Annotated in this window: 13 protein-coding genes; 11 read left to right on the top strand and 2 right to left on the bottom strand. The window is 70.2% G+C overall.

Annotated elements, in window-relative coordinates; translation table 11 throughout:
• Positions 1-96 precede the first annotated feature (96 nt).
• Together fusA and CEK65_RS00625 are read left to right on the top strand one after the other, a co-directional pair.
• A complete protein-coding gene (gene fusA, locus CEK65_RS00630) occupies positions 97-2,160 on the top strand; it encodes an elongation factor G (RefSeq protein WP_152180431.1) in 2,064 nt (687 codons plus the stop codon).
• Positions 2,161-2,290: 130 nt separating this feature from the next.
• Positions 2,291-2,773: a hypothetical protein gene (locus tag CEK65_RS00625; protein ID WP_152180430.1), complete on the top strand. Its 483-nt coding sequence runs from the start codon at positions 2,291-2,293 to the stop codon at positions 2,771-2,773.
• A 139-nt stretch (positions 2,774-2,912) separates the two neighbouring features.
• On the opposite strand, the gene CEK65_RS00620 is transcribed toward CEK65_RS00625, so the two are convergent.
• Positions 2,913-4,502 carry an alpha-L-arabinofuranosidase C-terminal domain-containing protein gene (locus tag CEK65_RS00620; protein ID WP_225851664.1) on the bottom strand — a complete coding sequence of 530 codons (1,590 nt, stop codon included), beginning with the start codon at positions 4,500-4,502 and terminating at the stop codon, positions 2,913-2,915.
• A gap of 377 nt (positions 4,503-4,879) precedes the next feature.
• Between CEK65_RS00620 and CEK65_RS00615 the strand changes: the two genes are divergently transcribed.
• The gene (locus tag CEK65_RS00615; protein ID WP_193314652.1) at positions 4,880-5,944 is read left to right on the top strand and encodes an aldose epimerase family protein; all 1,065 of its coding nucleotides are present in this window, start codon (positions 4,880-4,882) and stop codon (positions 5,942-5,944) included.
• A gap of 96 nt (positions 5,945-6,040) precedes the next feature.
• On the opposite strand, the gene ccsA is transcribed toward CEK65_RS00615, so the two are convergent.
• Positions 6,041-6,835, bottom strand: a complete 795-nt coding sequence (gene ccsA, locus CEK65_RS00610; protein ID WP_152180428.1) for a cytochrome c biogenesis protein CcsA — start codon at positions 6,833-6,835, stop codon at positions 6,041-6,043.
• Positions 6,836-6,940: 105 nt separating this feature from the next.
• Between ccsA and ffh the strand changes: the two genes are divergently transcribed.
• From ffh to rplS, 8 genes are all read left to right on the top strand, one after another.
• Positions 6,941-8,320 carry a signal recognition particle protein gene (gene ffh / locus CEK65_RS00605; protein ID WP_010342245.1) on the top strand — a complete coding sequence of 460 codons (1,380 nt, stop codon included), beginning with the start codon at positions 6,941-6,943 and terminating at the stop codon, positions 8,318-8,320.
• A gap of 82 nt (positions 8,321-8,402) precedes the next feature.
• Positions 8,403-8,858 carry an SRPBCC domain-containing protein gene (locus tag CEK65_RS00600; protein ID WP_152180427.1) on the top strand — a complete coding sequence of 152 codons (456 nt, stop codon included), beginning with the start codon at positions 8,403-8,405 and terminating at the stop codon, positions 8,856-8,858.
• 219 nt (positions 8,859-9,077) lie between these two features.
• The gene (locus CEK65_RS00595; RefSeq protein WP_152180461.1) at positions 9,078-10,142 is read left to right on the top strand and encodes a nitronate monooxygenase; all 1,065 of its coding nucleotides are present in this window, start codon (positions 9,078-9,080) and stop codon (positions 10,140-10,142) included.
• Positions 10,139-10,939, top strand: a complete 801-nt coding sequence (locus CEK65_RS00590; RefSeq protein WP_152180426.1) for an aminotransferase class IV — start codon at positions 10,139-10,141, stop codon at positions 10,937-10,939. Before CEK65_RS00595 ends, CEK65_RS00590 begins: the two co-directional genes overlap by 4 nt.
• A gap of 174 nt (positions 10,940-11,113) precedes the next feature.
• Positions 11,114-11,374 (top strand): 30S ribosomal protein S16, encoded by a 261-nt coding sequence (rpsP, locus tag CEK65_RS00585; protein ID WP_010342240.1) that lies wholly within the window; start codon positions 11,114-11,116, stop codon positions 11,372-11,374.
• A gap of 43 nt (positions 11,375-11,417) precedes the next feature.
• Positions 11,418-11,930 (top strand): ribosome maturation factor RimM, encoded by a 513-nt coding sequence (gene rimM, locus CEK65_RS00580; RefSeq protein WP_150410471.1) that lies wholly within the window; start codon positions 11,418-11,420, stop codon positions 11,928-11,930.
• Between the two features lie 73 nt (positions 11,931-12,003).
• Positions 12,004-12,786: a tRNA (guanosine(37)-N1)-methyltransferase TrmD gene (trmD, locus tag CEK65_RS00575; RefSeq protein WP_152180425.1), complete on the top strand. Its 783-nt coding sequence runs from the start codon at positions 12,004-12,006 to the stop codon at positions 12,784-12,786.
• Positions 12,787-12,917: 131 nt separating this feature from the next.
• On the top strand, positions 12,918-13,334 hold the full coding sequence (rplS, locus tag CEK65_RS00570) for a 50S ribosomal protein L19 (RefSeq protein WP_010342237.1): 417 nt from the start codon (positions 12,918-12,920) through the stop codon (positions 13,332-13,334).
• Positions 13,335-13,543: the final 209 nt, after the last annotated feature.

Genomic DNA, 13,543 nt, shown 5'->3' with positions numbered 1-13,543 from the left:
ATGCACTACGCCGCCGAACCCGAAACCTAGCCGCATGCCCGCCTCGCCAACCGGGGCATGCGGCGTCCCCCGTGTTGGCAATGCGGAGTCTTTCTCATGAACACGAACACCCTTTCCCGCTGGCGCAATCTCGGCATCATCGCCCACATCGACGCCGGCAAGACCACCCTCACCGAACGCCTGTTGTGGGCCGCCGGTGCGATCCATCGTCTGGGCGAAGTCCACGACGGTGCCGCCACCACCGATTTCTCGGACATCGAACGTGCGCGCGGCATCAGCATCGGTGCGGCCGCGGTGCAGGTGCAGTGGGCGCCGGACGGGCGGCCGGCGCATCGCCTGACCCTGATCGACACCCCTGGGCACATCGATTTCGCGATCGAGGTGGAACGCTCGCTGCGCGTACTCGACGGCGCGGTCGCGGTGTTTTCCGCGGTCGACGGCGTGCAGCCGCAGTCGGAGACCGTGTGGCGGCAAGCGCGCCGCCACGGCGTGCCGATGCTCGCGTTCGTCAACAAGATGGACCGTGCCGGTGCCTCGTTCGACGGCGTGCTGGTGCAGTTGCGCAGCAAGCTCGACGCGACGGTGTGGGCGGTCGGCGTACCGGTGCCGGGCGACTCCGGCTTCGATGGCTGGAGCGACTTGGTCGGCGGCCGCCTGCTGAGCTGGGACGACGCGGGGCACTTGCACGCGCGCGCCTGGCAGGCCGAGGAGGCGGCCGCGTTCGCGGACGCACGCGAGCAGTTGATCGCCGCGGTGGCCGAGCACGACGAGGCGCTGGCGCAGGCCTATCTCGAGGAACGCGCGATCGACGCCGAGCTGCTGCGCGCCGCCTTGCGACGGGCCACCTTGGCCGGCGCCGGCGTGCCGGTGCTGGCCGGCTCGGCGTTCAAGCGCAAGGGCATCGAGCCGTTGTTGGACGCGATCGTCGACTGGCTGCCGTCGCCGCTGGACCGCCCGCCGGTCGCCGCCCGGGCCGACACGGACACCGATGCCGGCGCCGAGGACGGACCCGACACCTTGCTGGCGCCGGATCCGTCCGGTCCGCTGGCGGCGCTGGTGTTCAAGTTCGCGCATACCGCGCAGGGGCCGCAGGCCTTCGTGCGCGTGTATTCGGGCACCTTGCGCGTCGGCGACACGGTGTGGACGTCGCATGCGCGGCGTCCGCGCCGGGTCGGGCGGCTGGCGGTGGTGCAGGCGCAGCGCACCCACGACGTGGCGCAGGCGCAGGCCGGCGAGATCGTCGCCGTGCTCGGCTGGAAGGACGCGGTCAGCGGCGAGACGCTCAGCGGCGTGCAGGCGCGGTGGGTGCTGGAACGCATCCGCACACAGCCGCCGGTGCTGGCGTGGCGGCTCGGCGCGGCCAACGCGACCGAGCTGGTGCGGCTGGGCCAGGGCCTGGCGCGGTTGGCGCAGGAGGATCCGTCCTTCCGCGTCGACAGCGATCCGGAGACCGGCGAAGCGGTGATCTGGGGCATGGGCGAGCTGCACCTGGAGGTGATGGTGGAGCGCTTGCGCAGCGAGTGGCACGTGGACGTGCGCACCGGCGCGCCGCGCGTGGCCTACCAGGAAACGCCGCGTGCGGCCGCGCTGGGCGTGGCGGCGCGGCTGTCCAAGCAGAACGGCGGCCAGGGCCAGTTCGCGCAGGTGGTGCTGGATGTGCTGCCGCGTGCGGACGGCGCAGTGACCTTCGTCGACCGTAGCCGTGGCGGGGTGGTGCCGAAAGCCTTCGTCGCCGCCACCGAGAAGGGTGCGCGTGCGGCGCTGGCGCAAGGCCCGCTCGGCCATCCGGTGGTCGGCGTGGAGGTGGTGCTGGTCGATGGCCAGGCGCATGCGGTGGATTCGTCGGACCTGGCGTTCCAGCGCGCGGCGTCCGACGCGGTGAAGGCGGCACTGGCGCAGGCCGGCACGCTGCTGCTGGAGCCGGTGATGGCGGTGGCGATCGATGCGCCTGCGCACAGCGTCGGCGACGTGCTCGGCGATCTGCAGCGGCGCGAGGGACGCGTCGTGGCGATCGAAGAGCGCGGCTCCCGTGCCGAGGTGGTCGCGCAGGCGCCGCTGGCGCAACTGCAGGCCTATGCCACGGCGTTGCGTTCGCTGACCCAGGGACGGGCATCGGCGAGCATGACCTTCGACGGCTATGCGCCGGTCAACGCCGCGTGAGCCGCGTTGCCATCTGGCAATGCGGCAGGAGAACGAGGAGCCGGTTCGCCGGCTCCTCTTTTTTTTGTCCGCGCTTGCGTTGGCGCCGCGATCCGGGCTTCATAGCCGGCCCCGATCGCCGGAGCCACCCATGCATCGCCGTCTTGTCCTCCTGACCCTGCTTGCTCTGTCGCCGACGCTCGCCGCCGCGCAGCCGCCGGCATGCGCGACGCCGCTGCAGATGGCCGAGCGCCTGTACAAGGCGCGCGATTTCTACTGGCAGCCGCAAAACCTGGACGGCTTGCTGACCCCATCCTTTGCGCACGCGCTGCAGGCCGACCAGCGCTGCGCGGCGCGCGAGGGCGTGTGCCGGCTGGACTTCGACCCGTGGACCAGCGCGCAGGACGGCGACATTCAGGGCGCGCCGACCTTCACCCTGGTCTCGGGCGGTTCGCAGGCCACCGTGGTGGAGGTGCGCATGGACTACCGCTTGGCGCTCGGCGGTCGTGCCGCGCGGGCGCAGTCGGTCAAGATCGAACTGCAGCGCCGCGGCAACGGCTGTTGGGCGGTCAGCGATCTGATCGCGCCGGATGGACAATCGCTGTTCGCGCTGCTGACCGACGCGCAGGACTAGGCGCGTGGTGCGGCACGCCGCATAGGAATTCAGATCCCTTTTTGGAATTGGCGAGGAGTGGCTGCGCTGCGCGGGCCGACCCTCACCCCAACCCCTCTCCCGGGGGGAGAGGGGCTAGGAGCGCGGCAATGGCCTGGGGCTACTGCAGCTTCAGCATCACGATCGCCTTGGCCGGCAGCGCCACCTGCAGCGTGTCGCCCTGCACGCGCGCGCCGGCGAAGGCGGCCGGGCGCACCGCCTGCGGCTGGGCGAAGGTGTTGAGCGCATCGATGGTCGGGGCGGTCAGGATCTGACCGTCGACGCCGCGCGTCTGCACGCCGTCGACCTGCACCGTAACGTCGGCGCTGCGGTTCGGGTCCAGATTGGTCAGCGCCACGTACACGTGCCCGTCCTTCGCCCGCACCGCCGAGCCGTGCACCGCCGGCACCGTATAGCCGGCATGCCGGTAGTCGGGCGTGCTGATCTGCAGCGGCAGCGCGGTCGCGTCCTGGTACGGCTTGTACAGCATGAAGACGTGGTAGGTCGGCGTCAGCAGCATCCTGTCGCCGTCGGTGAGGATCATCGCCTGCAACACGTTGACCATCTGCGCGATGTTGGCCATGCGCACGCGGTCGGCATGCTGGACGAAGATGTCCAGGTTGAGCGACGCCACCAGCGCATCGCGCAAGGTGTTCTGCTGGTGCAGGAAACCCGGGTTCACGTCGGGCAGGCCCTTGTACCAGGTGCCCCATTCGTCGACCACCAGCGCGACCTTCCTGTCCGGGTCGTACTTGTCCATGATCGCGCTGTGCTTGCTGATCAACTCGTCCATCCGCAGCGTGCGCGACAGCGTTTCGATCCACGCCGCCTCGTCGAAGCTGGTGGAGGAGGCGCGCGGCGGCCAGCCGCCGGGCACGGTGTAGTAGTGCAGGCTCAGGCCGTCCATGAACTTGCCGGCCTCGCGCATCATCACCTCGGTCCAGTGGTAGTCGTCTTCGTTCGGGCCGGGCGCGATCTTGAGGATCTTCTGGTCGGCCGGCGCCTTGACGAAGGTCTGGTAGCGGCGGAACACGTCGGCGGCGTACTCGGCGCGCATGTTGCCGCCGCAGCCCCACAGCTCGTTGCCGACGCCGAAGAACGGCACCTTCCACGGCGCCTGGCGGCCGTTGCGGCGGCGCTGTTCGGCCAGGGTCGAGCGCGTGGGCGCGGTCATGTATTCCACCCACTGCGCCATCTCGTCCGGCGCCGCGTCGCCGACGTTGCCGGCCACGTACGCCTGCGTGCCGAGCAGTTCGGTGAGGTCCATGAACTCGTGGGTGCCGAAGCTGTTGGGTTCCTCCACGCCGCCCCAGTGGGTGTTGACGCTGGTCGGGCGCTGGTTGCGCGGACCGATGCCGTCGCGCCAGTGGTATTCGTCGGCGAAGCAGCCGCCGGGCCAGCGGATGTCCGGCACGTCCAGCGCCTTCAGCGCGGCGACCACGTCGTTGCGGTAGCCGCGGGTGTTGGGGATCTTCGAGTCCGGGCCGACCCAGACGCCGCCGTAGATGCCGTTGCCCAGATGCTCGGCGAACTGTCCGAACAGGTGGCGCGACACCGCGGCGCCAGGGCGGTCGGCACGCAACGTGCCGCGCACCTCGACGTCGGCGGCCTGCGCCAGTGTGGCGGCCAGTGCCAGGCCGAGCGTCGCGGCGATCAGCGGCAGCCGCCGCCAGTGTGCCGCACGCTGCTGCAGGAAACGGGGCGAACGCATCGGGAGCTCCTTGTCGGGTAGGGCGGCGCCGTCGCCAGCGTCGCGTGGGAGTGACGGCCGGCGCGCGGCCTTGGCCATGAAGCCCAGGCGCTGCCGTATTCGGGGCGCACACCCCCCGGCACGATCGCTTCCGTGCCTGTCCCCGGTGTGCCCCGATCCCGAGCATAGAAGACACGTGGAGGGCGAACCAATGCCCAAATGCGAGGCCGCCATATCGGAATTGCAATGCGCGGCACGGCGCCGCACGCGGTGTGTTCCCAGAACGTGCGCGGTATCGCACAGCGCGCTGTCGGCGCTCGCGCGGCGATGGCCGTGTCGCGCCATCGCTGGTTATGCTGCGGACCCCGCGCATGCGCACCGACTTCCAAGGCTCCTGCATGTCCTCGCTCTTCGGTCATCTTCCCGACGGTACCGCCATCCAGCGCATGGTCCTGGACAGCGGCGACGGCCTGCGTGCCGAAGTGCTGACCTATGGCGGCCTGCTGCGCAGCCTGCGCCTGCACGGCGCGCATGGCGAGACCGAGCTGGTGCTGGGGCTGCCGACGCTGCAGGACTACCTGCAGGACCCGTCCTACCTGGGCGTGCTGGTCGGGCGCTTCGGCAACCGCATCGCCGGGTCGGCCTTCACCGTCGATGGCCGGCACTACGCGGTCACCGCCAACGAGGGCGCCAACCATCTGCACGGCGGCGCGCTGGGCTTCGGCCGCCGGGTGTGGACGGTGTCGGCGCAGACCGAGCGCATGCTGCAGTTGCGCTACGACTCGCCGGCCGGCGAGGAGGGCTATCCGGGCAACCTGTCGGTGGAGGCGACCTACCGCGTCGAAGACCGTTGCCTGAGCGTCGAGTTCGTCGCGCAGACCGATGCGCCGACCCCGCTCAATCTCACCCATCATCCCTATTTCAACCTGGCCGGCGATGCCGCGGTGCCCGCCGCGGCACAGTGGCTGCGGGTGCCGGCCGACCGTTACCTGCCGGTGCGCGACGCGGCGCTGCTGCCGCGCGGCGAGATCGCCACGGTGGCCGCTACGCCGTTCGATTTCCGCCAGGCGCGTGCCATCGCCGACAAGGACATCGCCGCCGATCCGCAGCTCTCGCTCAGCGCCGGCTACGACCACTGCCTGGTGCTGGCCGACGGCCACGACTGCACCGCGCTGCTGTATTCGCCGCACAGCGGCGTGGCCATGCGCATCGCCAGCCCGATGCCGGCCGTGCAGCTGTACGAAGGCCAGGGCCTGGACCGGCAGCATCCGGCGCTGGGCCGCGGCATCTGCCTGGAGCCGCAGGGCTATCCGGACGCGCCGAACCAGCCGGGCTTTCCCGATTGCATCCTGCGTCCCGGTCAGGTCTATCGGCACCGCATCGACTATCGCTTCGCCGAGGTCGGCCGCGGCGCCGACTGGGCGGCGGTGGAGGCGGCGCTGGCGGAGCAGGGCGGCGGTTGAGGCGTGGGACGTCGCAGGCGTGTCTGAAGCCGCGACCGGGCCTTTCCCGGTGTCAGCCGTCGCGGCTGAAGCCGCTTCTACGGGAAGACCGGGCCGCTACTGCGCGTGCCCCAGCACCAGTTCGATCACGAACTTGCTGCCGAAGAACGACAGCAGCAGGAGCACCATTGCCGCCAGGGTCCAGTGCACCGCCTTGACCCCGCGCCAGCCGTAGCGCCAGCGACCGAACAGCAGCGCGCCGAACACGAGCCACGACAGCACGCTGAGCACGGTCTTGTGCACCAGCCGCTGCGCCAGGAAATCCTGCACGAACAGCACCCCGGTCAGCAGGGTCAGGGTCAGCAGGATGAAGCCGACCACGATGGTGCGGAACAGCAGCGTCTCCAGCGCGGTCAGCGGCGGCAGCGCGCGCAGCCATGGATGGAAGTCGCGGCGTCGCAGCGCGCGTTCCTGCAGCCACAGCATCACCGCCAGCAGCGCGGCGATGCCCAGCGTGGCGTAGGCCAGCAGCGCCAGCCAGGCGTGCAACTGCAGCCGCCAGTCCAGCACCGGCGCCGGCTCGTGGCCGTAGCCGTGGTAGGCCAGCAGCAGCGCCGCCGACAGCGGGAACACCACCACGCCCAGCGCGGCCATGCGCCCGCTGGCGCCGACCAGGGCGGTCATCAGCGCCATGCCCAGGCTGACCAGCGACAGCGCGGCGAAGAAGTGCATGTCCGGGCCGCCGGCGGTGTGCAGGGCCACCTGCACGTGATAGCCCGCGTGCAGCGCCACCGCCGGCAGCGCCGGCCACAGCCAGGCGCGGCTGCGGTCCACCCGGTCGCGCACCACCGCGGCGATCAGCAGGCCGGTGGCGGCCAGGTACAGCAGGGTGGCGAGGACGGTGATGAGCATCGCGCCAGTTTCGCATATCGGACCAGCCGCCGTGACGGCGCCGCCGGGGATCGCCGGCGCGCCCGGCTATAATCGACGGCCGTTTCCCGTCCGCGACCCGCCCGCATGTTCGAATCCCTCACCCAACGCCTCTCCGGCACCATGCAGCGCCTGCGCGGCCGCGGTCGCCTGACCGAGGAGAACATCCGCGAAGCCACCCGCGAAGTGCGCATCGCGCTGCTCGAGGCCGACGTCGCCCTGCCGGTGGTGCAGGCGCTGATCGAGCGCATCAAGGTCCGTGCGGTCGGCCAGGAAGTGCTCAAGAGCCTGACCCCGGGCCAGGCGCTGATCAAGGTCGTGCGCGACGAGCTGACCGCGGTGATGGGCTCGGCCGCCAGCGACCTCAACCTCAATGTGCCGGCGCCGGCGATCGTGCTGATGGCCGGCCTGCAGGGCGCGGGCAAGACCACCACGGTCGGCAAGCTGGCCAAGCACCTGAAGGAAAAGCGCAAGAAGAAGGTGATGGTGGTGTCGGCCGACGTGTACCGCCCGGCCGCGATCGAGCAGCTCAAGACCCTGGCCGAGCAGGTCGGGGTGCTGTTCTTCCCGTCCGAGGCCTCGCAGAAGCCCGTGGACATCGTCCGCGCCGCCATCGCCGACGCGCGCAAGTCCTTCGTCGACGTGCTGCTGGTGGATACCGCAGGCCGCCTGGCCATCGACGCGGCGATGATGGAGGAGATCAAGGCGCTGCACGCGGCGATCGCCCCGGTCGAGACCCTGTTCGTGGTCGACGCGATGACCGGCCAGGACGCGGCCAACACCGCCAAGGCGTTCAGCGAGGCGTTGCCGCTGACCGGCGTGGTGCTGACCAAGACCGACGGCGACGCCCGCGGCGGTGCGGCGCTGAGCGTGCGCTACATCACCGGCAAGCCGATCAAGTTCATCGGCGTCGGCGAGAAGCCGGACGGCCTGGACGTGTTCCACCCCGATCGCCTGGCCAGCCGCATCCTCGACATGGGCGACGTGCTGTCGCTGGTCGAGCAGGTCGAGCACCAGGTGGACAAGGACAAGGCGCAGAAGCTGGCCGAGAAGGTCGCCAAGGGCAAGAAGTTCGACCTCAACGACATGCGCGACCAGCTCGAGCAGATGCAGAACATGGGCGGCCTGTCCGGGCTGATGGACAAGCTGCCGGGCATGGGCCAGATCCCCGAGCATCTGAAGCAGCAGGTCGCCGGTAACAAGGACGTGCCGCGGATGATCGCCATCATCGGCTCGATGACCAAGAAGGAGCGGCGCAACCCGGGGCTGCTCAACGGCTCGCGCCGCGCGCGCATCGCCCGCGGCTCCGGTACCCAGCCGGCCGACGTCAACAAGCTGATGAAGCAGTATCAGCAGATGGAAAAGATGATGAGCAAGATGGCCGGCGGTGGCATGAAAGGCCTGATGCGCGGCATGAAGGGCATGCTCGGCGGCATGGGCGGCCGCGGCGGCCTGCCGTTCCGCTGAATCTGGCCGTGCACGGTTTTCCTCCTTGCTGCGGTCGCCGTCCGTTCTTTTTTGAGTTTTCGTTCATTCGCTTGGGAAGGGTATGAACCGGCAGATCAAGCACCGCACGTTCTTCTTCGAACGTTCATGCAAGGCTGGCAGCGCGCGCGTCTTTGCCGCCTTTTCCGATTCCACGCAGCGTGCGACCTGGAGCGCTCCATCCGAGAGTGCGGCCGTCATCTACGATGTGACCGATTTCCGTGAAGGCGGGCGGGATGTTTTCCGATGTGGGGACAAGGACGATCCGCAGTACACGGGCATCGCTACCTATGTTTCCATCGTGCCGAATTCTCGGATCGTATGGAGCGAAATCGTGGAGTCCGGCAGCCAGACCCTGGCGGCGCTTCTGAATACGGTGTTGCTTGAAGCGCATGTCGATGAAACCAGGGTTTGTATGACCGTTCAGGCGACCTCTTTCTGCGGCGATGAGATGTTCGAAGGAATCGAAGCCGGAAACAACGCGGCGCTCGACAACTTGGTTGCGTTCGTAGCCCGATGACTTCTCTGGGCGGATCGGCTGCAGGTGCATGCTGCGTGGCGCTGTGGCGAATCGTCGCTAAAGCGTCAGCCTCGGGCTAGGGGATCGGATTTTCGCGTTGTTTGAAGGGGGTTCCTTGCGACGATCTTCACTGCAGGTGAGCGCAGCCGTGTCCGCTGCCCCGTGGCCTGGATGCGGTGCGGCTACCATGGCCGTTCCCGGAGTCGCGGAGCACGCATGATGCAGCGCCTGGCGCGCGTGGACGCCTTTCGGCAGCGCTTCGGTCTGCGCCTGCCGATCCTGCTCAGCCCGATGGCGGGTGCCTGTCCGGTGCCGCTGTCGGCCGCGGTCGCTACGGCCGGCGGCATGGGGGCGATGGGCGCGGTGCTGTCGGCGCCGCAGGACATCGTGGCGTGGATGGATGCGTTCCGCGCCGCCGGCGGCGGGGCGGCACAGGTCAACCTGTGGGTGCCGGATCCGCCCCCCGCGCGCGATGCCGCCGCCGAGGCCGAGGTGCGCGCCTTTCTCGCGGCCTGGGGACCGCCGGTCGACGCCGCCGCCGGCGATGCGGCGCCCGCCGATTTCGATGCCCAGTTCGAGGCCCTGCTCGCGGCGCGGCCGGCAGTGGCCTCGTCGATCATGGGCCTGTTCCGGCCGGACCAGGTGCAGCGCCTGCAGCAGGCCGGGATCGCCTGGTTCGCCTGCGCCACCACCCTGGACGAGGCGCTGGCCGCGCAGGCCGCCGGTGCCGATGCGGTGGTCGCGCAGGGGGCGGAGGCCGGCGGCCATCGCGGCGCCTTCGAGGCCGGCAGCGCCGAGCGGCAGTTGACCGGGCTGTTCGCGCTGCTGCCGCGGCTGGCCGACCAACTGCAGATCCCGGTGATCGCCGCCGGTGGCATCGGCGACGGCCGTGGCATCGCCGCCGCTTTGACCCTGGGCGCGAGCGCGGTGCAGATCGGCACCGCCCTGCTGCGCAGCCCGGAGGCGGCGCTGGCACCGGCCTGGGCGGATGCGCTGGCCCAGGCCGAACCCGAGCAGACCACGTTGACCCGCGCCTTTTCCGGCCGCCTGGGCCGCGCGCTGGCCACCGACTACGTGCGCGCCGCCGCTGCCGCGGAGGCGCCGCCGCCGCGGCCGTACCCGGTGCAGCGTGGCCTGACTGCACCGATGCGCCAGGCCGCACAGCGCGCCGACCGCCTGGCGGCGATGCAGGCCTGGGCCGGGCAGTCTGCCTGGATGGCGCCGGCCGAGCCCGCCGCGACGTTGGTTGAACGCTGGTGGTCGCAGGCGCAGGCCCTGCTGTGACATCGCAGGTCTTCCACCACGGGCAGCCTGCCGGCGCCGAGCTGCTGGCCGCCGCCGCGCTGGTGAACTACGGGCACTTCAGCACCATGCAGGTGCGCAATGGCGCCGTGCGTGGGTTCGAGCTGCATCTGCAGCGGTTGCAGCAGGCCAATGCGGCGCTGTTCGGGAGTGCCTTGCCGCATGAGCGCGTGCGCGCCGAGCTACGCGCGGCGCTGGCCGCCTTCGGCACTGGCGACGCCTCGCTCCGCGTCACCGTGTTCTCGCCGGCATTCACGTTGCGCCGGGCCGATGCCGATTGCGCTGTGGAGCTGCTGGTGTCACTGGCGCCACCGGCACAGGCCGAGGCGGCGCCGCTGCGGCTGCGCAGTGGCGTATTTGCCCGGGAGACGCCCCACATCAAGCACGTCGGCACCTTCGGCGCCTTCCACCAGCGCCGCCTTGCGCTGCAGGCCGGCAGCGACGACGCGCTGTTCGTCGACGCGCAGGGGCAGGTGGCCGAAGGGCCGACCTGGAACCTGGGACTGTGGGACGGCGCCTGTCTGCACTGGCCGCAGGCACCAGCGCTGCGCGGCACCCAGGAACGGCTGCTGCAGGCCGGGCTCGCCGCGCTGGGCGTGGCGCAGGAGGTGCGGCCGCTGTCGCTCCACGAACTCGGGCCGGAGGTGGCCGCCTTCATCTGCAATGCCCGCGGCCAGCAGGCGGTGGCGGCAGTGGACGGTCGCACGCTGCGCCCGGCCGCGGATCTATTGGCCATGCTGGAGGCGGCGTTGCACACCCAGCCCTGGCAGGCGATCTGAGCACTCCGTGGACGGCCATCGTGGCATGGCTGCCGCTCCTGGCGAATCCCCAATCTCGAATCCCCAATCCCGCGGCCGCAGGCCACTGCCCAGACTTGGCAGAGCCGGGGCCGGCCGCTATAATCGTCGGTTCACCGCGCCATCCTGGCGACTGGGCAACACCGGAAACTCACCATGGTCAAGATCCGCCTTACCCGTGGCGGCGCCAAGAAGCGCCCCTTCTACCACATCATCGTCACCGACGTGCGCAGCGCGCGCGACGGCCGCAACATCGAACGCGTCGGTTACTACAACCCGGTCGCCCAGGGCGCCGAGCCGCGCGTGGTGCTGGACCTGGCCCGCGTCGACCATTGGGTGTCCAATGGCGCGCAGCTGACCGACAAGGTGCGCAACCTGTACAAGGAAGCCACCAAGAACCAGGCCGCCGCGGCCTGATTCCGCGGGCCGCGCCCAGCGCGCGGCCCTCGCGTTTGCCCCAATGAAAGACAGCCAGCGCCGCATCCTGCTCGGTCGGGTCCTCGGCGCGTTCGGCATCCGTGGCGAGGCCAAGCTCGAGTCCTGGACCGAGCCGCGCCTCGCCATGTTTCGTTATCAGCCCTGGATCGTGCGCAAGCCCGACGGCAGCGAGAGCAGCCTCAGCGGCGTGCGCGGCCGCGAGTCCGGCAAGTACCTGATCGCCACGCTGCCCGAGGTCACCGACCGCGACGCGGTCGAGGCCCTGCGCGGCACCGAGATCTACGTGGCGCGCAGCAGCCTGCCGCCGCCGCGCCCGGACGAGTACTACTGGGTGGACCTGGAAGGCCTGGACGTGCGTACCGTCGACGGCGTGGCGCTGGGGCAGGTGTCGCACCTGTTCTCCACCGGCGCCAACGATGTGCTGGTGGTGCGCGGCGACCGCGAACGGCTGGTGCCGTTCGTACAGCCGGACTACATCAAGTCGGTGGATTTCGAGGCCAACCTGGTCGTGGTCGACTGGGACCCCGAGTTCTGAGCGAAGCGGCCATGCGGCCGCTTTGGCGTTTGCCTTTCCCATTCCCCATTCCCGGCTCCCCATTCCCAGCCTCATGCGCATCGACGTCATCAGCCTGTTCCCCGAGTTCGTCGCCCAGTGCGCCGGGTTCGGCGTGGTCGGGCGGGCGCAGGAGCGCGCGCTGCTGGACCTGCACGGTTGGAACCCGCGCGACTACGCCAGCGGCGGCTACCGCAAGGTCGACGACCGGCCGTTCGGTGGCGGCCCGGGCATGGTGATGATGATCGAGCCGCTGCAGGCCTGCCTGCAGGCGGTGCGCGCGGCCGATCCGCAGCCGGCGCCGCTGATCTACCTGAGCCCGCAAGGCCGGCCGCTGACCCAGGCCAAGGCCCGCGAACTGGCCGCGCTGCCGCGGCTGCTGCTGCTGTGCGGGCGCTACGAGGGCGTGGACGAGCGTTTTGTCGCCGCCGCGGTGGACGAGGAAATCTCGATCGGCGACTACGTGCTGTCCGGCGGCGAACTGGCCGCGGCGGTGCTGGTGGACGCGGTCACCCGGCTGCAGGAGGGGGCGCTGAACGACGCCGAATCCGCGGCCCAGGACAGTTTCGAGGGCCCGGACGGCCTGCTCGACTGCCCGCACTACACCCATCCGCGCGAACACGCGCTGGGAGAGGTGCCGGCGGTGCTGCGTTCCGGCAACCACGCCGCGATCGCGCGCTGGCGGCGCATGCAGGCGCTGGGGCGGACCTGGCTGCGGCGTCCGGAACTGCTGGACGAGACGGCGCTGAGCGCGGCCGACCGGCGCCTGCTGCAGGAATTCCGCCAGGAGCGGGAGGCGGCGCAGGCCGCCGAACAGGAAAATCCATCCAAGCCCTAGCCATTGCCGCCGGGCTGGGTTAAAATGCCCGGCTTTCCGGCCAGTGCGTTCCGTGCTTGGCCCATCCGATATCGCGCAATCGCCGTGCGGCGACTGCCGGACCACCTCACCAGACACAAGCGGTGCCCACCATGAGCAAGCTCAACAAGACCATCCTGGCCGACTTCGAAGCCGCCCAGATCCAGCGCAAGCTGCCGGAGTTCAACCAGGGCGACACCGTCGTCGTCAACGTCAAGGTGAAGGAAGGCAACCGCGAGCGCGTGCAGGCCTACGAAGGCGTGGTGATCGGCACCAAGAACGCCGGCCTGAACTCCTCGTTCACCGTGCGCAAGATCTCGCACGGCTACGGCGTCGAGCGCGTGTTCCAGACCCACAGCGCCACCATCGACTCGGTCGAAGTGAAGCGCCGCGGCAAGGTCCGCGCCGGCAAGCTGTACTACCTGCGTGGCCTGGAAGGCAAGGCCGCCCGCATCAAGGAAGATCTGGCCGCCGCTGCGCAGGCCAAGGTCGCGCGCCAGGCCGCTGCTGCCGCCGCCAAGGCCGAGTAATCTTCCGGCGACCCTCGGTCGCTGCCGCAACGGCCGCCTTCGGGCGGCCGTTTGCGTTTGTGGGGTTTGGATCGCGCCGCGCGGGGGCGGAGCCGTCATGTCCGCGCTGGCGGGTCTGGCCGTTTTTGTGGCAGGAGTTTCAGTCGCGTCCCACAGGGGCTTGGCGCCTTTGTGGGAGGGACTTCAGTCCCGACGAGTGACGGTGTCGG

Source organism: Xanthomonas sp. LMG 12459, assembly GCF_009192905.1.
Lineage (GTDB): Bacteria > Pseudomonadota > Gammaproteobacteria > Xanthomonadales > Xanthomonadaceae > Xanthomonas_A > Xanthomonas_A sontii.
This window is presented reverse-complemented; position numbering and strand designations above follow the sequence as displayed.